This is a genomic window from Microbacterium ulmi (assembly GCF_011759705.1).
GTDB lineage: Bacteria > Actinomycetota > Actinomycetes > Actinomycetales > Microbacteriaceae > Microbacterium > Microbacterium ulmi.
Genome location: NZ_JAAOZF010000001.1, coordinates 88,252 through 112,053 on the forward strand (window position 1 = coordinate 88,252; position 23,802 = coordinate 112,053).

19 protein-coding genes, 1 tRNA gene and 1 pseudogene are annotated in these 23,802 nt (G+C 71.6%); 4 read left to right on the forward strand and 17 right to left on the reverse strand.

All coding sequences use genetic code 11. The annotated features are described in order from the left end of the window. Positions 1-41: 41 nt before the first annotated feature. From FHS08_RS00455 to FHS08_RS00470, 4 genes are all read right to left on the reverse strand, one after another. Positions 42-2,720: an HAD-IC family P-type ATPase gene (locus FHS08_RS00455; protein WP_167034456.1), complete on the reverse strand. Its 2,679-nt coding sequence runs from the start codon at positions 2,718-2,720 to the stop codon at positions 42-44. A gap of 9 nt (positions 2,721-2,729) precedes the next feature. Further along, positions 2,730-3,764: a ribose-phosphate diphosphokinase gene (locus FHS08_RS00460; protein ID WP_167034458.1), complete on the reverse strand. Its 1,035-nt coding sequence runs from the start codon at positions 3,762-3,764 to the stop codon at positions 2,730-2,732. Then, the gene (glmU, locus tag FHS08_RS00465) at positions 3,739-5,202 is read right to left on the reverse strand and encodes a bifunctional UDP-N-acetylglucosamine diphosphorylase/glucosamine-1-phosphate N-acetyltransferase GlmU (RefSeq protein ID WP_167034460.1); all 1,464 of its coding nucleotides are present in this window, start codon (positions 5,200-5,202) and stop codon (positions 3,739-3,741) included. Before glmU ends, FHS08_RS00460 begins: the two co-directional genes overlap by 26 nt. A 1-nt stretch (position 5,203) precedes the next feature. Next, a tRNA-Gln gene (locus FHS08_RS00470) sits at positions 5,204-5,275 on the reverse strand. 70 nt (positions 5,276-5,345) lie between these two features. On the opposite strand from FHS08_RS00470, the gene FHS08_RS00475 reads away from it, so the two are divergent. Next, positions 5,346-5,843 carry a MarR family winged helix-turn-helix transcriptional regulator gene (locus tag FHS08_RS00475; protein WP_167034462.1) on the forward strand — a complete coding sequence of 166 codons (498 nt, stop codon included), beginning with the start codon at positions 5,346-5,348 and terminating at the stop codon, positions 5,841-5,843. 106 nt (positions 5,844-5,949) lie between these two features. On the opposite strand, the gene FHS08_RS00480 is transcribed toward FHS08_RS00475, so the two are convergent. From FHS08_RS00480 to rsmA, 6 genes are all read right to left on the reverse strand, one after another. Beyond that, positions 5,950-7,743, reverse strand: coding sequence for an ABC-F family ATP-binding cassette domain-containing protein (locus tag FHS08_RS00480; RefSeq protein WP_167034464.1), 1,794 nt, complete (start codon positions 7,741-7,743; stop codon positions 5,950-5,952). A 151-nt stretch (positions 7,744-7,894) separates the two neighbouring features. Next, the gene (locus FHS08_RS00485; protein ID WP_167034466.1) at positions 7,895-9,205 is read right to left on the reverse strand and encodes a GNAT family N-acetyltransferase; all 1,311 of its coding nucleotides are present in this window, start codon (positions 9,203-9,205) and stop codon (positions 7,895-7,897) included. A gap of 102 nt (positions 9,206-9,307) precedes the next feature. Beyond that, positions 9,308-9,451 carry a hypothetical protein gene (locus FHS08_RS00490; RefSeq protein WP_167034468.1) on the reverse strand — a complete coding sequence of 48 codons (144 nt, stop codon included), beginning with the start codon at positions 9,449-9,451 and terminating at the stop codon, positions 9,308-9,310. A gap of 226 nt (positions 9,452-9,677) precedes the next feature. After that, positions 9,678-10,613: a 4-(cytidine 5'-diphospho)-2-C-methyl-D-erythritol kinase gene (locus FHS08_RS00495; protein ID WP_167034470.1), complete on the reverse strand. Its 936-nt coding sequence runs from the start codon at positions 10,611-10,613 to the stop codon at positions 9,678-9,680. A gap of 13 nt (positions 10,614-10,626) precedes the next feature. Further along, entirely contained in the window at positions 10,627-11,694 is a 1,068-nt protein-coding gene (locus FHS08_RS00500; protein ID WP_167034472.1) for an aldo/keto reductase, read from the reverse strand. 32 nt (positions 11,695-11,726) lie between these two features. Further along, on the reverse strand, positions 11,727-12,581 hold the full coding sequence (rsmA, locus tag FHS08_RS00505) for a 16S rRNA (adenine(1518)-N(6)/adenine(1519)-N(6))-dimethyltransferase RsmA (RefSeq protein WP_167034474.1): 855 nt from the start codon (positions 12,579-12,581) through the stop codon (positions 11,727-11,729). A 114-nt stretch (positions 12,582-12,695) separates the two neighbouring features. On the opposite strand from rsmA, the gene FHS08_RS00510 reads away from it, so the two are divergent. Continuing rightward, positions 12,696-14,285, forward strand: coding sequence for a stealth family protein (locus FHS08_RS00510; protein WP_167034476.1), 1,590 nt, complete (start codon positions 12,696-12,698; stop codon positions 14,283-14,285). On the opposite strand, the gene FHS08_RS00515 is transcribed toward FHS08_RS00510, so the two are convergent. From FHS08_RS00515 to metG, 3 genes are all read right to left on the reverse strand, one after another. Further along, positions 14,230-15,165, reverse strand: coding sequence for a phosphodiesterase (locus tag FHS08_RS00515; RefSeq protein WP_167034478.1), 936 nt, complete (start codon positions 15,163-15,165; stop codon positions 14,230-14,232). The two genes, FHS08_RS00510 and FHS08_RS00515, sit on opposite strands and share 56 nt — an antisense overlap. Before the next feature lie 150 nt (positions 15,166-15,315). Continuing rightward, entirely contained in the window at positions 15,316-16,197 is an 882-nt protein-coding gene (locus FHS08_RS00520; protein WP_167034480.1) for a TatD family hydrolase, read from the reverse strand. 96 nt (positions 16,198-16,293) lie between these two features. After that, entirely contained in the window at positions 16,294-17,871 is a 1,578-nt protein-coding gene (metG, locus tag FHS08_RS00525; RefSeq protein WP_167034482.1) for a methionine--tRNA ligase, read from the reverse strand. Positions 17,872-17,910: 39 nt separating this feature from the next. On the opposite strand from metG, the gene FHS08_RS00530 reads away from it, so the two are divergent. Beyond that, positions 17,911-18,102, forward strand: coding sequence for a hypothetical protein (locus FHS08_RS00530; RefSeq protein WP_167034484.1), 192 nt, complete (start codon positions 17,911-17,913; stop codon positions 18,100-18,102). Here the strand turns inward: FHS08_RS00530 and rsmI are convergent. Next, on the reverse strand, positions 18,075-18,893 hold the full coding sequence (rsmI, locus tag FHS08_RS00535) for a 16S rRNA (cytidine(1402)-2'-O)-methyltransferase (RefSeq protein ID WP_167034486.1): 819 nt from the start codon (positions 18,891-18,893) through the stop codon (positions 18,075-18,077). The two genes, FHS08_RS00530 and rsmI, sit on opposite strands and share 28 nt — an antisense overlap. 174 nt (positions 18,894-19,067) lie before the next feature. Here rsmI and FHS08_RS00540 point away from each other — a divergent pair, with 174 nt between their 5' ends. After that, a complete protein-coding gene (locus FHS08_RS00540) occupies positions 19,068-20,660 on the forward strand; it encodes a dolichyl-phosphate-mannose--protein mannosyltransferase (RefSeq protein ID WP_341800274.1) in 1,593 nt (530 codons plus the stop codon). On the opposite strand, the gene FHS08_RS00545 is transcribed toward FHS08_RS00540, so the two are convergent. The 3 genes and pseudogenes from FHS08_RS00545 to FHS08_RS00555 all read right to left on the reverse strand — a co-directional run bounded on the left by FHS08_RS00545 (position 20,657) and on the right by FHS08_RS00555 (position 23,785). Then, a complete protein-coding gene (locus tag FHS08_RS00545; RefSeq protein ID WP_167034498.1) occupies positions 20,657-22,486 on the reverse strand; it encodes a DUF255 domain-containing protein in 1,830 nt (609 codons plus the stop codon). The genes FHS08_RS00540 and FHS08_RS00545 overlap by 4 nt on opposite strands. A gap of 70 nt (positions 22,487-22,556) precedes the next feature. Next, positions 22,557-22,931, reverse strand: coding sequence for a VOC family protein (locus FHS08_RS00550; RefSeq protein WP_167034500.1), 375 nt, complete (start codon positions 22,929-22,931; stop codon positions 22,557-22,559). Between the two features lie 18 nt (positions 22,932-22,949). Further along, positions 22,950-23,785: pseudogene (locus FHS08_RS00555) on the reverse strand (aldo/keto reductase). Positions 23,786-23,802 lie beyond the last annotated feature (17 nt).

Here is a 23,802-nt window from a genome sequence, read left to right on the forward strand (position 1 = left end):
CTATGAACCGCCTTTGAGAGGGCGGGATGCCGCGGCCGGCGTCAGCGGCGGCGCAGCGCCTTGAGCGCCTCGACCGCGAGGAAGATCACGATCGACAGCAGGATCGGCAGGATCCACGATCCGATCGACAGCGGGCGGGAGTCGAACAGGTCGTGCATGAAGGGGACGTACGTGTAGATGAGCTGGAGCACGATGAGGGCGAGCGCCGACCACCACACGACGCGGTTGCCGCGGAGCACGTCCGGCGTGATGCTCGAGCGCGACATGAAGCGGCAGTTGAAGAGGTAGGCGAGCTGGCCGAGCGCGAGCATGAGCACGGCCTCCGTGCGCGCGTACGCGATCTCGGTGCCGTTCGCGACGACGCTGTAGAAGACGCCGAGCGTCGCCCCTCCGATGAGGACCGAGACGATCAGGACGAAGCCGAGCTCCCGCCCGTTGATGATCGATCCGCCCGTCGCGCGCGGCGGACGCGTCATGATGCCGCGTTCGGCGGGCTCGTAGGCGAGCGCGAGCGAGAGCGTCACGGCCGTGATCATGTTGACCCACAGCACCTGCACGGGAGTCAGGGGAAGCGCGAGGCCGAAGACGATCGCGACGAGGATCACGAGCGACTGCGCGCCGTTGGTCGGCAGCAGGAACACGATCGACTTGCGCAGGTTGTCGTAGATGCGCCTGCCCTCGCGGATCGCCGAGCGGATCGTCGCGAAGTTGTCGTCGGCGAGCACGATCTCGGCGGCCTCCTTCGTCGCCTCCGTGCCCTTGATGCCCATCGCGATGCCCACGTTCGCGCGCGTGAGCGCGGGGGCGTCGTTGACGCCGTCGCCCGTCATCGCGACCACCTCGCCGTGCGCCTGCAGGGCGCGCACGATCCGGATCTTGTGCTCGGGGCTCGTCCGCGCGTACACGTCGACGTCGCGCACGACGGCCTTGAGCTGCTCCTGGCTGAGGGCCTCGAGCTCTGCGCCGGTCAGGACGGGGACGTCGCCGCTGCGCGGGACGAGCCCCATCTCGCGGCTGATCGCGAGCGCCGTGCCCTTGTGGTCGCCCGTGATCATCTTGACCCGGATGCCGGCCGTGTGACAGTCCGCGATGGCCTCGATCGCCTCGGGACGCGGCGGGTCGACGATGCCCCACAGGCCGAGGAACTCGAGGTCTTCCAGGTCGTCGATCACGACGGCGCCGGTGTCGGCCCTGACGGCCTTGCGCGCCGCGGCGAGCACCCGAAGGCCCTGCGAGCTGAGGTCGTCGATCGCCGCCTCCCACGAGGGGATGTCGAGCGGCACGGCCCCGTCGGCGCCGCGCTGCGTCAGCGATCGCTCGAGCAGCCGGTCGGGCGCGCCCTTGACGAGGATCGCACGCGACCCGTCTGCGCCCTCGTTGAGGGTCGCCATGAACTTGTTCGCGGAGTCGAACGGCACGACCCCGATGCGGGCCCCGGATGCCTCGACCCCGCCCTTCATCGCGACGACCTTGAGCGCGCCCTCCGTGGGCTCGCCGACGAGCGCCCAGCGTTCGCCGTCCGGGACGATGTGCGCGTCGTTGCACAGCGTCGCGACGGCCAGGATCGCGGCGAGGTCTCCGCCCGCCTTCGCCCCGCCGAGCGGCTCGACGCTGCCCGCAGGGTCGTATCCGAGCCCCGTGACCTCGTACGACGCGACGGGTGTGACGATGCTGCGCACCGTCATCTCGTTCTTCGTGAGCGTGCCGGTCTTGTCGGAGCACACCGTCGTCACCGAGCCGAGCGCCTCCACGGCGGGAAGCTTGCGCGTGATCGCGTTGCGCTTGGCCATCTGCTGCACGCCGATCGCGAGCGTGATGGTGACCAGCGCGGGCAGGCCCTCGGGGATCGCGGCGACCGCGAACCCGATCGTCGCCGAGATGAGGTCGCCGAACGGCATGTCGTGCAGGAAGTGGCCGATCGCCAGCATGACGACGGCCATGCCGAGGATCACGATCGTCAGCACCTTGCCGAAGCCGGCGAGCTGCTTCGTGAGCGGCGTCGCAAGGCTTCCCGCCTCGCCCACGAGGCTCTGGATCTTGCCGATCTCGGTGCCGACGCCCGTTCCCGTCACGATGCCGCGGCCCTGTCCTGCCGACACGATCGTGCCGGAGAACGCCATCGAGGAGCGGTCGCCGACGCCTGCGTCGGCCGCGACGGCCGCGACGTCCTTCGACGACGGGACCGACTCCCCCGTGAGGGCGGACTCGTCGATGCGCAGCTGGAAGGCCTCGATGAGCCGCACGTCGGCGGGGACCTTGTCGCCGGGCATGAGTCGGACGACGTCGCCGGGGACGAGCTCGGCGGCGGGCACGGTCGCCCACGCGCCGTCGCGCCGGGCGGATGCGTCCACCGACAGCATCCCGCGGATGCCCGCGAGCGCCTTCTCCGCCCGCCCCTCCTGCAGGTAGCCGATGACGGCGTTGATGATGGCGACCGCCATGATGACCCAGAAGTCGAGCCAGTCCTCCATGATCGCCTTGATCGCGGCAGCGCCGAGGAGGATGTAGATCAGGGTGTCGTTGAAGTGCGCCAGGAAGCGCAGGACGGCGGGCTTGCGCTTGGCCTCGGGCAGCACGTTGCGCCCCGCGACGGCGAGCCGGGCGGAGGCCTCGGCGCTCGTGAGTCCCGTGGGCTCGGCCCGCAGCGCCTCGCTGATCTCGTCCACGCCGAGGGCGTGGGGTCGGGAGACGGTCAGGTCTGCTTCTGCGACGCCGGTCATGGCCGGATCCTATGCCGCGCCGTCGAACATGCTCGTGACCGAGCCGTCCTCGAACACTTCGTGGATCGCACGGGCCAGCAGAGGCGCGATCGGAAGGATCGTGAGCGTCGGGAACCGCTTCTCGGCGGGGATCGGCACCGTGTCGGTCACGACGACGGCATCGATCGCACGGCTCTGCAGGCGCTCCGTGGCCGGGTCGCTGAAGATCGCGTGGGTGGCGGCCACGATGACCCGCTCGGCGCCGTTCGCCTTGAGCGCCTCGGCGGCCTTGACGATCGTGCCGCCCGTGTCGATCATGTCGTCGACGAGGAGGCACACCCGCCCCTCGACCTGCCCGACGATCTCGTTGACGGTGACCTGGTTGGCGACGTTCGGATCGCGCCGCTTGTGGATGATCGCGAGGGGCGCGTCGAGGCTGTCGGACCACTGGTCCGCGACGCGCACGCGGCCCGTGTCGGGCGAGACGACCGTGAGCCTGTCCCGGTCGGCGTCGCTCAACGTCTCCTGGAAGTACTCGAGCAGGACCGGCTTGGCGAAGAGGTGGTCGACGGGGCCGTCGAAGAAGCCCTGGATCTGCGCCGCGTGCAGGTCGACGCTCATGACGCGGTCGGCGCCGGCCGTCTTGAGCAGGTCTGCGACGAGTCGCGCGCTGATGGGCTCGCGACCGCGGCCCTTCTTGTCCTGGCGGGAGTACGGGTAGTACGGGGCGACGACCGAGATGCGCTTCGCGGACGCGCGCTTGGCCCCGTCGAGCATGATGAGCAGCTCCATGAGCCACTCGTTGACGGGAGGGCCGAACGACTGGATGAGGAAGACGTCGCATCCGCGGATCGACTCCTCGAACCGGGTCAGGATCTCGCCGGACGCGAACGTGCGGTACTCCGTCGGGACGAGCTCGGTGCCGAGCGACTGCGCGACCGCGTTGGCCAGCTCGGTGTGGGAGCGACCCGCGGCCACGACGAGCCGCTTCTTCGTCTTGACGACGAGTCCTGGGGCGATGCCGTTCGAGTGGTCGAAGTCAGCCTTCTTGTTCTTGCGCGCCATCGTCCGCCTTCTGTGCGGACCGAGCCTTGGCCGCGACGTCCGCAGCACCGGTCCCCGGTCTGTTCTTCTCGACCCACCCCTCGACATTGCGCTGAGGGGCGACGCTCAGTGCCAGGGCTCCAGCGGGGACATCCTTGCGGATGACCGCCCCAGCCCCGGTCTTCGCTCCGTCACCGATCCTAACGGGCGCGACGAACACGTTGTGTGACCCGGAGTGCACCTCGTCGCCGATCTCCGTGCGGTGCTTCGCGAGGTCGTCGTAGTTGGCCGTGATGGTCCCCGCGCCGAGGTTGACATGGCGTCCGATCGTCGTGTCGCCGATGTACGACAGGTGCGGCACCTTGCTGCCTTCGCCGATCGTCGAGTTCTTCGTCTCGACGAACGTGCCGATCTTTCCCCCCTCGGCGAGCACCGTGTTGGGCCGCAGATACGAGAACGGGCCCACGCTCGCCCGCGCACCGATGACGGCGAGGGTCGCGTCCGTGCGCTTGACGACGGCATCCTCCCCCACTTCGCAGTCGACGAGCGTCGTGTCGGGGCCGATCACGGCACCGGCCGCGACGGTCGTCGCGCCGAGCACGTACGTGTTCGGCAGCACCGTGACGTCGGGCGCGAGGTTCGCGGTGACGTCGATCCACGTCGTCTCGGGATCGAGGATCGAGACCCCGTCGAGCTGCCAGCGCCGCACGGTGCGGGCGTTGAGGGTGCGGGCGGCCTCGGAGAGCTGCACGCGGTCGTTGACGCCGAGCGCGTCCTGCGCGTCGGGGGCCGACGCCGCCGCGACGGCGAGGCTCGATGCCCGCATGAGCTCGACGACGTCCGTGAGGTATCGCTCGCCCTGCGCGTTCGCGCTCCCGATCCGCGCCAGGTGGTCGCGAAGGGGGTCGGACTGGAACACGTACACGCCCGCATTGATCTCGGTGACGGCCGCCTCCTCGGGCGTCGCGTCCTTCTCCTCGACGATGTGCTGCACGCCGCCGAACTCGTCGCGGATGATGCGCCCGTACCCCGTCGCGTCGTCGACCACGGCGCTCAGGATCGTCGCTGCCGCACCGCGCGCGCGGTGAGCCGCGACGAGCCCTCCGAGGGTCTCGACCTCGAGCAGCGGCACATCCCCCGACAGCACGAGCACGTCGCCCGAGAAGCCGGGGAGCGCCGCGAGCGCGACCTGCACTGCGCGGCCGGTGCCGGGGATCTCGTCCTGGTCGACCAGGAGGATGTCGGGAGACGTGTCGACGACGGCCTTCGCGACGAGGTCGCGCTCGTGCCGCACGACGACCAGCACGTGCTCGGGGCCGAGCGCGCTCGCGTGGTCGAGCACGTGGCCCAGCAGCGGACGCCCCCCGATCCGATGCAGCACCTTGGGGAGGCGCGACTTCATGCGTGTGCCCTGGCCCGCGGCGAGGACGACGACGGCGAGGCTCGTGTGTGCTGACATGCTCCGCCGCCAGGATTCGAACCTGGGCCTCACAGCTCCAAAGGCTGTCGTGCTGCCGTTACACCACGGCGGATCGGCCCGGACGAATGCCGGGCCGCCCCTCCAGTCTGCCAGGCCGCACCCGCACCGGCAGAATGGGAGGCATGGCACAGGAGTCGGACGAGGTCGACCGCATCGTGGGCGCATGGAAGACGCAGCGCCCCGACCTGGACTTCTCGCCGCTCGAGGTGCTCTCGCGCGTCGACCGCCTCTCCCGCCATCTCGACCGAGCACGTCGCGACGCGTTCCGTCGCAGCGATCTCGAGCCGTGGGAGTGGGACGTCCTGTCGGCCCTGCGCCGCGCAGGAGAGCCGTTCCAGCTGAGCCCCAAGCAGCTCCTGCAGCAGACGCTCGTCTCGAGCGGGACCATGACGAACCGCATCGACCGGCTCGTCGGGCGCCGGCTCGTGCGGCGCGAAGCCGACCCCGACGACGGGCGCAGCATCCTCGTGACCATGACGGAGGAGGGACGAACGAGGGTGGATGCCGCCATCACGCGCCTCGTGGACGCCGAGTCCGTGCTGCTGCGCACGCTCTCGGGCGGCGAGCGCGAGCGTCTCGCCGCGCTGCTGCGCAAGCTGAGCCTGAGCTTCGACTCCTGACGCTGTCGTCCTCCGAGGGTCCCGGCGTCGCGGCTCGCGACCGGTCGCTGCGATGATGCGCGTACGGCGCTGCCGCGATGCGGGGGCGGCCGCGAGTCCCCGCGCGTCAGTCCAGCTGCTCCGTGAGCTCGAACCAGCGCTGCTCGACGGCGTCGCGCTCGGCCTCGAGCCCGCTGATCCGCGCCATCTCGGCGCCGAGGCCGACGTAGTCGCTCTGATCGTGGTCGGCGAGCGCCGTCCGGGTCGTCGCGATCTGCGCCTCGAGCTTCTCGAGCCGCCGCTCGAGGGCCGCGACCTCCTTCTCGGCACTGCGCCGCTCGGCCCCCGTGAGGCCCGCGGGCGCGCTCGGGGCGGCGGATGCCGCGGCGGCCACCGGCTCGAGCTGCTGCGCGCGCCGCAGCCGCAGGTACTCGTCCACCCCTCCCGGCAGGTGCCGGAGGCGCCCGCCGAGGATCGCGTACTGCTGATCGGTCACGCGCTCGAGGAAGTAGCGGTCGTGGCTCACGACGAGGAGCGTCCCGGGCCACGAGTCGAGCAGGTCCTCCATCGCGGCGAGCATGTCGGTGTCGAGGTCGTTGGTCGGCTCGTCCAGGATCAGGACGTTCGGCTGCTCCAGGAGGATCAGCAGCAGCTGCAGCCGCCGCTTCTGCCCGCCCGAGAGGTCCTTGACGGGGGTCGAGAGCTGGGCGCTGGAGAAGCCCATGCGCTCGAGCAGCTGCCCGGGGGTGAGCTCCTGCGCCTTCGAGCCCGTCCCGAACGTGTAGGTCGCGCGCAGTCGCTCGATGACGACGCGCACTGGGTCGTCGAGGTGCTCCTCGAGCTCGTCGAGGCGCTGAGTGAGAGTCGCGACCTTGACGGTCTTGCCGCGCGTGACCCGACCCGCTGTCGGCGTCACGGTTCCCGCGACGAGTCCGAGCAGCGTCGACTTGCCGGCTCCGTTGACACCCAGGATGCCCGTGCGCTCGCCGGGGGCGATGCGCCACTCGACGGCGTGCAGGACGTCCCGGCCGTCGTACGAGACCGACGCGTCGAGGAGGTCGACGACGTCCTTGCCGAGCCGCTGCACGGCGAGGGACTGCAGGGCGATCGGATCGCGGATCTCGGGGACGTCGGCGATGAGCACGTTGGCCGCGTCGATGCGGAACTTCGGCTTCGCCGTGCGCGCGGGCGCGCCGCGGCGCAGCCACGCGAGCTCTTTGCGGGCGAGGTTCTGCCTGCGCTGCTCGATGACGGCGGACTGCCGGTCGCGCTCGACGCGCTGCAGGATGTAGGCCGCGTACCCGCCGTCGAACGGCTCGACGATGCGGTCGTGGACCTCCCACGTCATCGTGCAGACCTCGTCGAGGAACCAGCGGTCGTGCGTCACGACGAGCAGCCCGCCCGCGTTGGCGGCCCAGCGCGTCTTCAGATGGGCCGCGAGCCAGGCGATCGCCTCGACGTCGAGGTGGTTGGTCGGCTCGTCAAGGAACAGCACATCCCCGTCGCCGACGAGCAGGCGCGCGAGCGCGACCCTGCGGCGCTGGCCGCCCGAGAGCGCCGTGAGCGCGGCATCCCACGGCACGTCCGTCAGGAGTCCCGCGATGACGTCGCGCACCCGCGGCGATCCCGCCCACTCGTGCTCGGGCGTGTCGCCCACGACGGCGCCGGCGACCGTGAGGGCGTCGTCGAGCGTGTCGGCCTGGTCGAGCACCCCGACCGTGACGCCGCCGCGGACCGTGACGCGGCCGCCGTCGGGCTCTAGGCGCCCCGCGAGCATCGCGAGCAGGCTCGACTTGCCGTCGCCGTTGCGGCCGACGATGCCGATGCGGTCGCCTTCGTCGATGCCGAGCGAGACGGAGTCGAAGACGACCTTGGTCGGGAATTCGAGGTGCAGGGCCTCGGCCCCGAGAAGATGCGCCATGTCGCTACCAGGCTACGCGAGCCGCGCGGACGCATCCGCTGCCCGCCTCGCGGTGCGCCTCCGCGGGCACGGTCCCCGACGCATCGACGACCCGCACGGATGCTCGATGCGTCGCCCGCGATCGGGGTCGGCGCGGACGGGCGCCGTCCCGTCAGTACCAGAAGCTCAGCCGCGGCGGGACGTGCCACGAGAAGACGCGCGCGGCGGTCGCGGCATCCCTCGTCTCGACCCGCCCCGCGGCCGCGAGGGTCGCAAGCGACACGCCGCCGAGGTATGCGGCCGACAGCTCCGCGATGCCGAGCCGCACGACGACGGCATCATCCGGCGCGTCACCCTGCCACGGCTCGACGCGTCCGCGGCCGTCGGCGTCAGCGCGGAGGATCCAGCGCCCGCCGGAGAGGCCGATCGGGTCCGTCACGTCGAGGGCGAGCACGCCGGATGCCCCGTACCGCCGCGCGTCGAGGGCTGCCGGCACGTCGACGATCCGCAGGTACTGGTGGTCTCGCACCGTGACCGTCGCGGCGCGCCGATCCGAGATCATCCACAGAAGCGGTTCGTCGACGGACTGCTGGTGCGCCTCGACCGTGCCGACGAGATCGAGCTCGACGAAGAAGCGCCACAGCGCCGCATACGCGCCGGGCGTCTCGGCGAGGAGGTACTCGACCGACACATACGACTTCGTGAAGTCGTCCTGGTTCTCGCGGACGGTGTACACCGCGAGTCCCCGGACCTCGCCCGAGGCATCCGCGTACTGGATCGCCCGGTGCTTGCCCGGCTCTTTCGCATCGGGGCGCGTACCGGCGAAGCCGTCCCAGTGCCCCGTCGGCATCTCGATCTCCCCCGGGCTCGCCAGGCGCGCGCGCTCGTGCAGGCCGGGGATCAGCTCGCGCAGACGCTCGCGCGCGATGAAGTCGACTCGACCGTCGGGCACGGGCCCGATCCACGACGCGCGCTTGACGTCGAGCGTGAGGGAGACGCCCCAGGCCGCAGGCGCGAACCCGTAACGCCCGTACAGCGTGGACTCGCTCACCGTCAGCATGGCCATCGGCACGCCGAGCGTCTGCGCGAGGCGCAGCTCGCACTCGAGCATGGCGCGCGCGACGCCCCGCCGGCGGTGAGTCGGAGCGACCGTGACCGAGCTCACGGCCCACGACGGGATGCCGCGCCCGCCCGGCACCGAGAGCTCGGCGATCCACGAGGCGACCGTCCCGACGGGTGCATCGGGCACGGGAGCGGAGGGGTCGTACACTCCCGTCCTCCGCGCGCCGACGCCGCGCGCTCGCGCCGCCTCGACTTCGTCGTCCGTCGCCTCGCCCCCGAGGAAGCCGCGCCGGACGACCTGCAGCCACGCGGCGTACGCGTCGACGTCGTCCGTCGATACGACGCGGGGTTCGAGCCCGCGGGCGGCGAGCGCGGCGACGAAGGCGGAATCCGGCTCGGCGATGAGGTACGGCTCGGTCATGCCCCCACGATAGAGTCCCGACTCCAGCCGGGAACACCTCGACTCACGCCGATCGACGTCCCGGCGGCCCCGCGGCGGCGGGCGACGCACCCTGCGGCGGGGCTACTCCTCCCTGCGCCGGGATGCCTCGGCGGTGCCGCGACGCGCCCCCAGACGAGCGATCCAGTACACGCCCCACACCGCGAGTGCCAGCAGCGCGAGCACGCTCAGCAGGATCAGGAGGTGCCAGCCGACGAGTCCGCCCATGCGCGTACTCCACCACACTCGCGCGCGGCGCGGCGGCACCGGGCGCGCACCGTCATGACGGACACGCTCTCGATCGCGTCGCCGACCGTCGGCGAGGCTCATGGAACGCGTGATCCTCGTGCCGTGTCTGCGCCGTCCGATCCGTCGGCGCGATGCGCACCCGCTGATCCGTCGACGCGCTGCACACCTGCCGGTCCCGGCTGCGCGGCGCTGACGCCCGCTCTCGTCAGATCCCGACGATCCGCGCGCCCGGCACGGGGCCGTGCACGTGCAGCGCGCGCAGCCCGGCCGCCGTCAGCGTGACCTGGAGCTCGAGCGCGGCCTCGGGCCCTGCCGTGAGGAAGGCGAGAGTCGGGCCCGATCCCGACACGATGCCCGCGAGCGCCCCGGACTCCTCCCCGACCTCGAGCGCATCCCTCAGATCGGGACGCAGCGACAGGGCCGCGACCTGGAGGTCGTTGCGCACGCACTCGGCGAGCGCGACGGCATCGCCCGCCCGCAGAGCCTGCAGCACGACGGGATCCACGGCGGGCGGCCGGGACGCCGGGACGATGTCGATGCGAGAGCGCAGCTCGTCGAGGTGCGCGTACACCTCCGGGGTCGACAGGCCTCGTGCGTCGGAGGTCACGACGACCCAGTCGAAGCGGCCCTGCGAGAGGGCGGGGCTGAGCTGGTCGCCCCGCCCCGTGCCGATGGCCGTGCCCCCGAGGAGCGAGAAGGGGACGTCCGCGCCGAGCCGCGCCGCGAGGCGCTGCAGCATCGCCGTGCCCAGGTCGGCGCCCCACAGCGCGTCGCACGCGACGAGAGCGGCCGCGGCATCCGCCGAGCCCCCGCCCATCCCGCCGGCGACGGGAACGTGCTTGACGATCTCGAGATGCACGCCACCCGTGTGGCCGATCTCCTTCGCGACCAGACGCGCGGCGCGCAGCGCCAGGTTGCGGTCGTCGGCGGGAACGCCCGAGACCTCGACGGTGCCGGCGATCGAGATCGTGAAGTCGTCGGAGGGCTCGGCCCAGACGTCCTCGTACAGCGACACCGCCTGGTACGCGGAGGCGACGTCGTGATAGCCGTCCGGCTGGACGTCGCCGACCTGGAAGAACAGGTTGATCTTGCCCGGAGCGCGCACATGCACGCGGGGCAGGGCAGAGGCGAAGCCCGTCATCGTCGGTGACCGCTCATGCGTTCGCGGATTCCGCCCACAGGTCGACGTCGATGCCGTCCGCGAGCCCGTCGATCTCCTCGAGCTCCTCCGCCGAGAACGCGGGACCCGTGAGCGCCGCGATGTTCTCGTCGAGCTGCGCCGTGCTCGAGGCGCCGATGAGCGCGGATGCGACGACCGGGTCGCGCAGCACCCACTGGATCGCGAGCTGCGCGAGGGTCTGCCCACGCTCCTTCGCGACGAGGTCGAGGCCCCGCAGCACAGCGAGGCCGTGCTCGGAGAGCGTCTTCTGCGGCAGCGACGACCGCTCCAGCGAGCGCTTCGCCGTCCCGTCGCCGAGATACTTCGCCGTGAGGAGCCCCTGTGCGAGCGGTGTGAAGGCGATGGCGCCCATCCCCTCCTTCCGCAGGATGCCCGTCAGCCCGTCCTCGACCCATCTGTTGAGGATCGAGTACGACGGCTGGTGGATCACCAGCGGCGTGCCGAGGCTGCGTGCGACGGCAGCCGCGACCGCCGTGCGCTCCGCGCTGTACGACGAGATGCCGACGTAGAGCGCCTTGCCCTGCCGCACGAGCGTGTCGAGCGCGCCGATGGTCTCCTCGATCGGGGTGACGGAGTCGAAGCGGTGCGAGTAGAAGATGTCGACGTAGTCGACGCCCAGGCGCGTGAGGGACTGCTCGGCGCTCGCGAGGACGTATTTGCGCGACCCCCACTCGCCGTACGGGCCGGGCCACATGTCGTAGCCGGCCTTGGACGAGATGATGAGCTCGTCGCGGTAGCGTCCGAAGTCCTCGCGCATCATGCGGCCGAAGTTCGTCTCGGCCGAGCCGTACGGCGGACCGTAGTTGTTCGCGAGGTCGAAGTGCGTTATGCCCTTGTCGAACGCGTGCCGCAGCACCTCGCGCTGGCGGTCGAACGGGACGTTGTCGCCGAAGTTCCACCACAGCCCCAGCGAGATCGGGGGGAGGAAGAGCCCCGACGAGCCGACCCGGCGATAGTCCGTGGCCTCGTACCGGTCGGGCGCGGCCGAGTAGGGACGGTGCAGCTCGGTCACGTTCGGACGGAAGCGAGGAGCGTCGGTCATCCTTCGAGGCTAGCGCCACCCCGGGCGGTGCGTCAGGCGACGCCGCCCTGGGCCCGCGCGATGCGGAGGAAGTCGCCGATCTCGAGCTCTTCGCCGCGCGCGGTCGGCGCGACGCCTGCGGCTTCGAGGAGAGCGGATGCCTCGGCCGCCGTGCCGCCGAGCACGGCGGCCAGGGCCTGCCTGAGCATCTTGCGGCGCTGCTGGAACGCGGCATCCACGATCCGGAAGGTGCGGAGCCGCTCCTGCTCCGTGCCCCGCGCGTCGGCGGCGCGCCGGAAGGCGACCAGGACGCTGTCGACGTTCGGGACGGGCCAGAACACCTGACGGGAGACGTTTCCCGCGAGCCGCCACGGCCCGTACCATGCGGCCTTCGCGCTCGGGGCGCCGTAGGTCTTCGATCCGGGCGGGGCGGCGAGCCGCTCCCCCACTTCGGCCTGCACCATGACGACCCCGCGCTCGAGCGCGGGGAACGTCTCGAGGAAGTGCAGCAGCACCGGCACGCTCACGTTGTACGGCAGGTTCGCGACGAGCACCGTCGGGTCGCCGGCGAGCTCCGTGACGCGCAGGGCGTCCGCGTCCACGACGTCGAGCGCGTCCGCGGAGACGCCGTGCGCAGCCGCCGTCGCGGGAAGGCGCTCGGCGAGCCGATGGTCGATCTCGACGGCGGTGACCGACGCCCCCGTCTCGAGGATCGCGAGGGTCAGCGAGCCGAGTCCCGGTCCGACCTCGACGACGCGCTCGCCGGCCTGCACTCCTGCGACCTGCACGATCCTGCGCACTGTGTTGGCGTCGACGACGAAGTTCTGCCCGAGCTTCTTCGTGGGGGTGACGTCGAGCTCGGCGGCGAGGGCCCGGATCTCCGCGGCCCCGAGAAGCGTGACGGGCATGCGTCAACAGTACCGAGCCGCGGCCACGCGCCAGGGAGGCGTCCCGGGGCACGAAACGTCCGCGAAACGGCCCGCGGCCTAGACTGACGACACTTCACCGGAGGGAGGACGCGCATGACCGCACTGACCGCACTGCCCACGGAGCCTGATCCGTGGGCGTTCCTGCTCCACCGAGAGGACGTCGTGCTCGAGCGCGGCATCCTGCACCTGCTCGACCCGCAGGCGACTCCGGATGCCGCACGCACCGCGGATCTCCTCCTGCTGGCCGACACGCTCGAGAAGGCGGGCGTCCCCGCGCTGCTCTTCCGGCACGGCGTGCGCGTACCCGCTCTCGCCGTCGACGCCGAGTCGCGCCCCGCCGCCATCGCGGCCCTCGCAGAGCTGGGCTCGCGCGAGCCCCTCTACGCGAAGCTCAAGGGCTCCGCACCCGTGCCCACGCGCGAGGTGGCGGCGGCGGCCGGGCAGGCCGACGCGCTTCGCGTGTTCCGCCCGCGACTCGTCCGCCCCGGCGGCCTCGCGTTCGGCCTCGAGGTCGCCGTGCGGATCGAGTTCTGGCGCAGCCTCGACGGCGAGATCCACGCACCGCACGAGAACGCCCTCATGCGACAGGTCACGCCAGAAGACGACCTCCGCGTCGTCGAGGTCGAGCGGCACGGACGGACGTGGCACACGATCGAGGGCATGTTCGACCGGCATCCGGACGAGTTCACGGAGGACATCGACCTGGTCTTCTCGTGGGTCGACGGCTCGTCGACGGAGTTCCAGCGTCAGCGGGCCGCGCAGCTGGCCGAGTACGTCGTGGGCGAGGGCGACGACGGACCGGCGCGGTACCGCCACATCGAGGAGCTGCGCTACGCCCTGCGCAGCGTCCACATGTACGCGCCGTGGGTGCGCCGCATCTTCATCGCGACCGACTCCCCCGCTCCCGCCTGGCTGCTCGAGCATCCCAAGGTCACGATCGTGCGCAGCGAGGAGTTCTTCGCCGACCCCTCGGTGCTCCCGACGCACAACTCGCATGCCGTCGAGGCGCAGCTGCACCACATCGAAGGACTCGCCGAGCACTTCCTGTACTCCAACGACGACATGTTCTTCGGTCGCCCGGTCTGGCCCGAGATGTTCTTCACGCCCGGCGGCGTGTCGAAGTTCGTCGAATGCGGAGTGCGCATCGGCGCCGGACCCACACGTCTCGAGCGCAGCGGCCACGACAACGCGCTGCGGGTCAATCGCGCGCTCATCCAGAAGCGGTTCGGGCGCGTCATCACGCGCGACCTCGAGCACTGTGCGACGCCGCTCCGGCGCAGCGTCATGGCCGAGCTCGAGCGCGAGTTCGCGGACGAGTTCGCTCGCACGGCGGCATCCCGCTTCCGCAGCGCGAGCGACATCTCGGTCACGAACTGCCTGTATCACTATCACGCCCTGCTCACGGGTCGCGCCGTCGTCACGACCCAGCCGCGCGTGCGCTACGTGCAGACGACGATGGCGGCCTCGCTCCCCACCATCCAGAGGCTGACGTCGGATCGGCGACTCGACATGTTCTGCCTCAACGACGGTGGCACGGCGGAGGTGCCGGAGTCCGTCCGCACGCGCGCGCTCCGAGACGCACTCGAGCGCATGTTCCCCGTGGCCGCGCCGTGGGAGCGGCCGGAGGTCAGCGCAGGACGGGCAGAGGCTCCGTCGGAGGCGCGATCCTCCGGGCAGCGCTGAGCGACTGCGGATCGATCCCCGCGTCGGCGAGCCGCCGCCGCGCTTCGACGGCGTCGACGTACTCGAGAGGGTGCGACCCCTCGACGACCGGGACGACCGAATGGACGACCGTGTCGTCGTAGACGTGGACGAGGTTGTACCCCTGTGCGCCGTCCTGCGGCCGCGTGCCCCCGACGGGCACCGTGAGGTCCTGCGTGTAGCACGTCGCGGACGCGACCGAGACCGGGATTCCCGCGAAGGTCGCGAACGTCGAGTAGTGCAGGTGGCCCGCGATGATCGCGCGCACGTCGCTGCCGCGAAGCACATCGCGCAGGCGCGCCTGGTCGCGCAGCTCGACCGTCGCCGCGAGCGGGAGCACGCTCGGCACGGGAGGGTGATGCATCGCGAGGATCGTGCCGAGCGGCGCGGGCGTCGCCAGGACGTCCCGGAGCCAGGCGAGCTGCTCGTCTCGCAGCTCGCCGTGATGGTGGCCGGGCACCGTCGTGTCGAGCGTCACGAGGCGCAGCCCGTCCAGCTCGTCGACCCGGTCGAGGGGGGCCAGCGGCACCCCCTCCTCGTCGTCGAGCAGCGCCGCCCGGAAGGAGGCGCGGTCGTCGTGGTTGCCCATGACCCAGAACACGCGCGTGCCGAGGCGAGCCGAGAAGGGCTCGACGATCTGGCGGAGCTGCGCGTACGCGGCGGGCTCGCCGAAGTCGGCGAGATCGCCGGTGACCACGACCGCGTCGGGACGGATGCCGCTGGCCTCGATCGCCGCGAGCGCCCGCGCGAGCCGCTCGGCGGAGTCGATCTCGTCGAACAGCCGCGACCCGTGTGCCCGCAGATGCGTGTCGCTGAGGTGCACGAGCACACGATCGGGCGCGGCGTACTCGGCGGCGCGCATGTCTCCCCCTGTTCTGCGGCGCCGCGCTGTCCGTGGCACGGTGCCGGGCTAAATGTTACCGGCATGTTTCGGCTCAGTCTGGGAAGCGCGCGTGAACGGCGGGTGACGCGACGGCGGCCATCGTGCGACGGGTCCGGCCGCCCGGCCCCGTCAGCCCTCGAACCGGCCGTACACGGCGAGCGTGTTGGCGGCGAGCCGAGCGCACAGGTCGTCGAGGTCGACGCCGAGCTGCGCCGCCATGAACCGCACCGTCACGGGGACGAGATAGGGGGCGTTCGGACGGCCCCTGTGCGGGCTCGGCGTGAGGAACGGGGCATCCGTCTCGACGAGGATCCGCTCGACGGGAGTGACGGCGAGCGCGTCGCGGAGGGTCTGCGCGTTCTTGAACGTCACATTGCCGGCGAAGCTCAGGTAGTAACCCCGGTCGGCGGCGATCCGCGCCATCTCGGCACCGCCCGAGAAGCAGTGGAACACCGTGCGCTCGGGTGCACCGACCCGCGCGAGCGTCTCGAGCACGGCATCATGGGCGTCGCGGTCGTGGATCTGCATCGCGATGCCGTGCTTCTTCGCGAGGTCGATATGCGCTTCGAAGCTGCGGAACTGCGCGGCGAGGCCGTCGTCGCCCGTGCGGAAGAAGTCGAGTCCCGTCTCGCCGATCGCGCGCACGCGGGGTTGCGCCGCGAGCCCGTCGATGACGGCGATCGCCTCATCGAGCCGCCCGGCCGCTTCGTAGGCCGGAGCCTCGTTGGGGTGGATCGCGACGGCCGCGAGGACGCGGGCGTGCGATGCCGCGGCCCACGCCGACCAGCGGCTCGACTCGATGTCGCCGCCCGCCTGCACGACCCCCGCCACCCCGACCTCGGCGGCGCGGTCGAGCTGCTCGTCGAGGCTCATCGGCTCGTCGCCGTCCTCGATCTCGAGATGCGCGTGATTGTCGTAGACGGGCACCGCGAGCGGCTCGGGGGCCGCGGGCCAGCGCACGTCGCGCCCCTCCTTGTGCCGCTCCCGCACGTACTGGCTGGGGTCGGTCATCTGCAGAACTCCACAGATCCGAGCGGCATCGGGCCGGCAATGCGGCATCCGGACCCGGAGCGCACCCGCTCCGTGGAGTTCTGCAGCACCACAGCGCTAGACCGACTGCTCGACGCGGGGAAAGAGCGGTGCGAGGCCGTTGACGCTCGAGCCCGGCTTCAGGGCGCCCCAGCGGCCCGCCTCGCGGATCGGCTGGTCCTGCAGGCGCCCGAGCGTCTCGGCGGCGCCGAGCGCGATCCAGAGCTTCTCGGTCGCGACGGGCATGACAGGCGACAGCAGCACGGCGAGGGCGCGCAGGCCCTCCGCTGCCGTGTACAGCACGGTGCCGAGACGTGCGCGCTGCGCGTCGTCCTTCGCGAGCGCCCACGGCTCGTTCTCCGTGATGTACAGGTTGAGAGCGTCGACGATCGTCCAGATCTCGGCGATCGCCTCGTCGATGCGGAACCGCTCGATCGCCGCATCGGCGGCGGCGGCGGCATCCGCCACGGTCCTCTGGACTGCGAGATCGGCCTCGGCGTACGCGGCGGCGGGCGGCACGACGCCCTCGAAGTAGCGCTCGACCATGGCGGTCGTGCGCGAAGCGAGGTTGCCGAAGCCGTTGGCGAGCTCTGCCTGATAGCGGGCGGAGAGGTCTTCCCACGAGAACGAGCCGTCCTGGCCGAACGCGATCGCCGAGAGGAAGTAGAAGCGGTAGGCGTCGGAGCCGAACACGTCGGTGATCTCGGTCGGCGCGATGCCCGTGAGCTTGGACTTCGACATCTTCTCGCCGCCGACCAGCAGCCATCCGTGCGCGAAGACGCCGCGGGGGACCTCGAGCCCGGCGGCCAGGAGCATCGCGGGCCAGATGACGGCGTGGAAGCGCAGGATGTCCTTGCCGACGACGTGGAACGCAGGCCAGCGGCGCGCGAACTCGCCGGGGTCTTCGCCGTACCCGACGGCGGTCGCGTAGTTCAGGAGCGCGTCGACCCACACGTAGATGACGTGGTTCTCGTCCCACGGCACCTGGATGCCCCAGTCGAACGCCGAGCGCGAGATCGACAGGTCCTTCAGGCCCTGCTTGACGAACGACACGACCTCGTTGCGCGCGGACTCCGGCCGGATGAAGTCGGGGACCGTCTTGTACAGGTCGAGCAGCTGGTCCTGGAAGTCGCTGAGCTTGAAGAAGTAGTTCTTCTCCTGCAGCAGCTCCAGCGGCTTCGAGTGGATGGCGCATACCTTGAGCCCCTCGAAGGGGCCCGTGCCGTCGACGATCTCGGACTCGGGCTTGAACTCCTCGCAGCCCACGCAGTAGAGCGCCTCGTACTCCCCCGCGTAGATGTAGCCGCGGTCGTAGATCGCCTGCACGAACTGCTTGACGCGCTCCTCGTGTCTGGGCTGCGTCGTGCGGATGAAGTCGTCGTTCGCGACGTCGAGCGTCGTCAGCAGCGGGAACCAGGACTCGCCGACGAGCTTGTCAACCCACTCCTGGGGTGTGACGCCGTTCGCCGCGGCCGCGCGCAGCATCTTCTGGCCGTGCTCGTCGGTTCCGGTCAGCATCCAGGTGTCGTCGCCGGCCTGGCGGTGCCAGCGCGCGAGCGTGTCGACCGCGACGGTCGTGTACCCGTGCCCGATGTGGGGCAGATCGCTCGGGTAGTAGATCGGGGTCGTGATGTAGAAGCTGCGGCCGGAAGTCACCACTAGATTCTAGATTCCCCGGATGCCGCGATCCTGCGTGTGACGGTAGAGGTGACGGTCGAGGGTGCCGACACCGAGGCCGACGTCGAGGCCGACGTCGATCGCCGGTCCACCAACCGCCGACGGCGCTCCCGCTCGGCACCCGCCTCGACGGCCCCCGAGCTCGTGCTGGACTGCGTCCGCGAGGCCTGCAGGCGCGACGCTCAGCGCCTCACGGCGAGCGCGGCCTGATACAGCTCGCGCGAGGAGTGCCCCGTCTCGCCGGAGACCTCGGATGCGGCATCCTTCAGCCGCTCGCCCGCGCGCACGAGCTCGAGCACGTGGGTCACGGCATCCGGGAAGGCGACTTCGCGCGGTTGCGCGCCCGCGACGACGATGACGACCTCGCCGCGCACGCCCTCGCCCGCCCACGACACGAGCTCCGCGAGCGTGCCCCTGGCGACCTCCTCGTGGAGCTTCGTGAGCTCGCGGCATACCGCCGCCCGCCGCGCCTGACCGAACGCCGCCGCCATCGACACGAGCGTCGCGGCGACCCGTGACGGAGCCTCGAAGAAGACCATCGTTCGCGGCTCGGCGGCGAGCGCGGCCAGCGCGGAGCCGCGCTCGCCGGGCTTGCGCGCCACGAACCCCTCGAACGTGAACCGGTCGGTCGGCAGGCCCGACACGGCGAGGGCCGTCACGACGGCGCTCGGCCCGGGGATCGCCGTCACGCCGACGCCCGCCTCGACGGCCGCCGCGACGAGCCCGTAGCCGGGATCGGAGACGGTCGGCATCCCGGCATCCGACAGGACGAGCAGGTCCTGATCGCGGGCGAGCTCGACGAGCTCGCCCGCGCGCTCCTTCTCGTTGTGATCGTGGAGCGCGATCAGGCGAGGCCGGTTGGCGACGCCGAGCGCCGCGAGGAGCCGCTGCGTGGTCCGCGTATCCTCCGCGGCGACGACCGTCGCCGACTGCAGCGCCTCGACGAGACGACGGGACGCGTCGCCGAGGTTGCCGATCGGGGTCGCCGCGAGGATGATCACGGGGGCAAGCCTAGGGCGCCGCCGACGAGCGCAGCGCGTCCTCGCGCGCACTCCCCCGGCGACCCCCGCAATCCCCCGCCGCCACGAGCGTCACGCACACGGTGCCGGTCGCCGATGGGCGCAGCGAGTCGTCGCGGGGAGTCCCCCGGGAGCACAAAGCCTAGGCTGGACGCCGTGACGACGACCGCCGAGCCGCTGCTGCCCGCTGTCCTCCCGTCGCTGTACGACCGCTGGCTCGCACGCGTCGCGCGCGACCCGGCTCTCGCACGCCGTTGGCGGTGGCTCGCGCCGGCGCTCGTGACGCTCGTCGCCGGCATCCTGCGCGTGTGGAACCTGGGTCATCCGCACGCCCTCGTCTTCGACGAGACGTACTACGTGAAGGATGCGTGGAGCCAATGGAACCTCGGCTATCCGTCGACGTGGCCCGAAGGCGCCAATGACGGGTTCGTCGCGGGCGACACCGACATCTTCACGTCGATGGGCAGCTTCGTCGTGCACCCGCCGCTCGGGAAGTGGCTCATCGGCGTCGGGATGTGGCTGTTCGGCGCGGACTCGTCCTTCGGGTGGCGCATCGCGACGGCGGTCTTCGGCACCGCGACGGTGCTCGTGCTGTACTTCGTCGCACAGGTCCTGACGGGATCGATCGCGTTCGCGACCGTCGCGTCGGGGCTCATGGCGATCGACGGCCTCGCGATCGTCATGAGCCGTATCGGGCTGCTGGACATCTTCCTCACCTTCTTCGTGCTCGTCGCGTTCTGGTTCGTGCTGCTCGACCGGCGTGCCCATCTGCCTCGGCTGGCCGCCGGCGTCATGGCGCGGACGGCCGGCGACGTCGGACCCGTGTGGGGCCCCGTGCTGTGGCGGCGCCCGTGGCTCGTCGCGGCGGGGGTCGCTGCGGGCGCGGCGACGGCGGTCAAGTGGTCGGGCCTCTATGTCATCGCGGGCCTCGCGATCTACCTCGTCGTCACGGACGCCCTCGCGCGCCGCCGGGCGGGCGTGGGGCTGTGGACGACGGATGCGCTCCGCCAAGGGCTCGCTGCCGCCGCGCTGGCGCTGCCAGCGGGACTGGTGGTCTATCTCGCATCGTGGACGGGCTGGCTCGTGACGGACGGCGGCTACGGCCGGCATGCGATCGAGTCCTCAGCCGAGACCGGGGTCTGGTCGTGGCTCCCGCTGCCCCTGCAGAACCTGTGGAAGTACCACGAGGCGATGTACGGGTTCCACGTCGGCCTCACGAGCGGCCACACGTACGCGAGCCCCGCATGGCAGTGGCCGCTCCTGCTGCGCCCCACGTCGATGTACTTCCACCGCGACGCGCCGGAAGAGGCGGGATGCGCCGCTGCGAACGGGTGCGTGCAGAACATCTACTCGATGCCCAATCCGCTCATCTGGTATGCGGGCGTCGCCGCCGTCGTCTATCTCGCGTGGCGCTTCGCGGTCTCGCGGGACTGGCGATACGCCGTCGTCCTGACCGGCGTCGCGGTCACCTACGTCCCCTGGCTTCTCTACCCGCAGCGCACGATCTTCCAGTTCTACACGATCGCGATCCTGCCCTTCATGCTGCTCGCGCTCGCCTTCGCACTGCGGGACATGGCATCGGGCCCACCCGGCTCCGACGTGGTCCGGCGGATCTCAGGCCAGCGCGTCGTGCTCGTCTTCCTCGCGTTCGTCGTCGTCGTGTCGGCGTTCTGGTATCCGATCGTCACGGCGATGCCCGTGCCGTACGACTTCTGGCGCCTGCACAACTGGATGCAGAGCTGGGTCTAGCGCGCAAGCGCCCCCGGGTCGGTGACGGGCAGGCGGCACGCGAAGGACCGGCAGTCGTAGGCCGTCGCACGCCCGTCGCGCCGGGTCTTGTCCGCGAAGAGCGCGAATCCCGCGCCCGCGAGCGCGAGCGCCTGCGCGGGCGTCACGATTGCGAGGACATCGGCCGGGATGCCGCGGGCCGCCGCCGCGAGCGGATCGGCGCTGTCGTCGGCGACGACGACGAGCTGCCGCGGAGGTGCGGCGAGCGACGCCGCGACGCGAAGGAGCGAACCGTGTGCGAGCGGCTGCGCGAGCGCCGCGGCCGCATGCGCTGCGACGATCCGCTCGGCGAGCGCGCGCAGGTCGTCGCCGGCGCCGAGCAGCCAGAGCCCGAGGGCGGCGTCGGCGAGGGAGGCGAGCCCGGACGGCTCGTCGGCGTCGGACGCGGCATCCGGTGCGCCGACGCCCTGCGCCGCGAGGAGGGCGTCTCCCCCGCCCGGCGCGGCCGGCGTTCCGTCGGGGCCGAGGCAGGCGGCGACGAGAGAGCGGGCGCGGACGGCGTACGCGGCCTCTCCCGTCGCGACGGCGAGCGCCGTGAGACCTGACGCGAGCTGTCCGTGGTCGGCGAGGGTCGCGCGGGCGCGGGACGCGATCTCGTCGAGCGAGGCGCGGGCGAGCGCGCCGTCCGGCAGGACGTTCGCCTCGAGCACGGCGTCGGCCGCCCACCGCGCCGCCTCCGTCCATCGGGGCTCGCCGAGACGGACGCCGGCGCGCGCGAGGGCGCCGATCGCGAGGCCGTTCCAGCCCGTCACGATCTTCCCGTCGACGGCGGGCGGCTCGAGCGCGGCGCGGGCCGCGGCATCCCGTGCGTAGTAGCCGCCCTCGCTCCGCGCGCCGTCGATCCACGACTCGGAGTCCTGCGCGGCGCCGAACCCTCCGGACGGCTGCTGCAGGACGTCGAGGAGGAACCCCGCGACGCCGCGGGCCGTCCCGGCGTCGTCTGCCGCGACGGCGACATCGAGCAGCTGCGCGTTGTCGGTGAGCATGCGCTCGAAGTGCGGGACGGTCCAGTCGGGCCGCGTCGCATACCGGAAGAAGCCGCCCTCGACACGATCGCGCAGCTGCGACCGTGCCATCGCGGCGAGCGCGCGCTCTGCGACGGCCGAGGCGTCCGGAGCGAGCTCGCGCACCGACTGCAGGAACCGCAGCGCCGTCGCGACGGGGAACTTCGGCCCGTCCGTTCCGAGTCCGCCGTGCTCGCGGTCCTCATGGGAGGCGAGGGATGCCGCAGCCTGCGCGAGATCGGCGGCGGAGGGCAGGCCCGATCCCGCGCCGGACGATGACTCGCGTGCCTGCGTCAGCGCCGCACGGATCGCGTCCGCCGTGCCGTCGATCTGGTCGCGGCGCTGCGTCCACGCCTCGCGCACGGCGGCGAGCACCTGCCGGAGCGCGGGCACACCGGCGCGGGGCTCGGGCGGGAAGTACGTCCCCGCGTAGAAGGGCCCGCCGTCGGGGGTCGTGAAGACCGTGAGGGGCCAGCCGAGGTGCGGCGTGAACGCGGCGGCGGCCGCGAGGTAGGCCGCATCGACCTCGGGATGCTCCTCCCTGTCGACCTTGATGGCGACGAAGCCGTCGTTGACGATCGCGGCGGTCCCGGCATCCTGGAACGACTCCCTGGCCATGACGTGGCACCAGTGGCACGTCGAGTAGCCGATCGACACGAGGACGGGGACGTCCCGGCGCCGCGCCTCGGCGAACGCCTCGTCGCCCCACGGGAACCAGGCGACCGGATTGTCCGCGTGGGCCCGCAGGTAGGGGCTCGCGGAGGCGGCGAGGCGCTCGTTCACGGCGCCAGGCTACGCGCGCGATCGTCGATCGCCGAGGATCGTCGGCGGATCCGGCCGAGCGCCGAGCCGGTCATCCGCGGTCCGTCAGCCGCCAGTAGTAGCCGGAGGGATCGACGACCCGGAAGTCGGTGAGCCCCCACGGCCGCCGAACGAGGTCGTCGTCGAGCGGCCAGCCCGCCGCGAGCACGCGTGCCCGCTCCGCGACGAGATCGTCGACCTCGAGCACGAGCTCGACGCCCGCGGGAGGCCTCCGCACCGAGGAATTCTCGACGGGAGGCCGCCGCGCGAGCCCGAGACGCACGTCGCCCCGCCGGAGAGTCGCGTACGGGGCGTCCGCGTCGCGCTCGTCGCGTTCGAGCTCGAAGCCCAGGACGTCGCGGTAGAAGGCCACGCTCACGCCGATGTCGTCCGGGAACAGCTCGCATCGCAGCGTCGTCGCGGTCATGGCCGGCTCCTCAGCGGGTCAGTTCACCTCATCGGGGTGCGCGCTGACGCGACCAGAGCCGTCGGACGGGTCGAGCGCGTCGATGCCCGTGAGCTCGGCGTCCGTCAGCTCGAACCCGAAGACGTCGAGGTTCTCCTCGAGCCGTGCGCGATGCACCGACTTGGGGAAGACGATGTTGCCCTTCTGCAGGTGCCAGCGCAGGACGACCTGCGCGGGGGTCTTGCCGTGGGCGGATGCCGCCGTCGCGACGGGCTCGGCGCCGAAGAGGTCGTACTTGCCCTGTCCGAGCGGCCCCCACGCCTCGATCCGGATGCCGTGCGCGCCTGCCCACTCAGTGACGTCTCGCTGCTGGTGCGCGGGATGCAGCTCGATCTGGTCCACGGCGGGGACGACGCTCGTCTCGGCGACGAGGCGCTCGAGGTGCGGCACGAGGAAGTTCGAGACGCCGATGCTGCGCGTGAGCCCGGCATCCCGCAGCTCGAGAGCTTCTCCCATGCGTGCACATAGTTGTCGCGTGCGGGCGTGGGCCAGTGCACGAGGTACAGGTCGACCTGCGCGAGGCCGAGCTTTTCGAGGCTCTCGGCGATCGCGGCTGCGGGCTCGTCGCCGTCGTGGCGGTCGTTCCAGAGCTTCGTCGTGATGAACAGCTCGTCCCGCGGGATGCCGCTACCGGCGATCGCAGCGCCGACGCCCTCCTCGTTGCCGTAGATCGCGGCCGTGTCGATGTGGCGGTAGCCGACCTCGAGGGCTTCGCTGACGGCGCGCTCGGTCTGTGCCGGCGGGACCTTGAAGACGCCGTAGCCGAGCTGGGGGATCGAGTGGCCGTCGTTGAGTTCGATGTTCGGAATCGTCATCCCTCCAGCGTATGCGG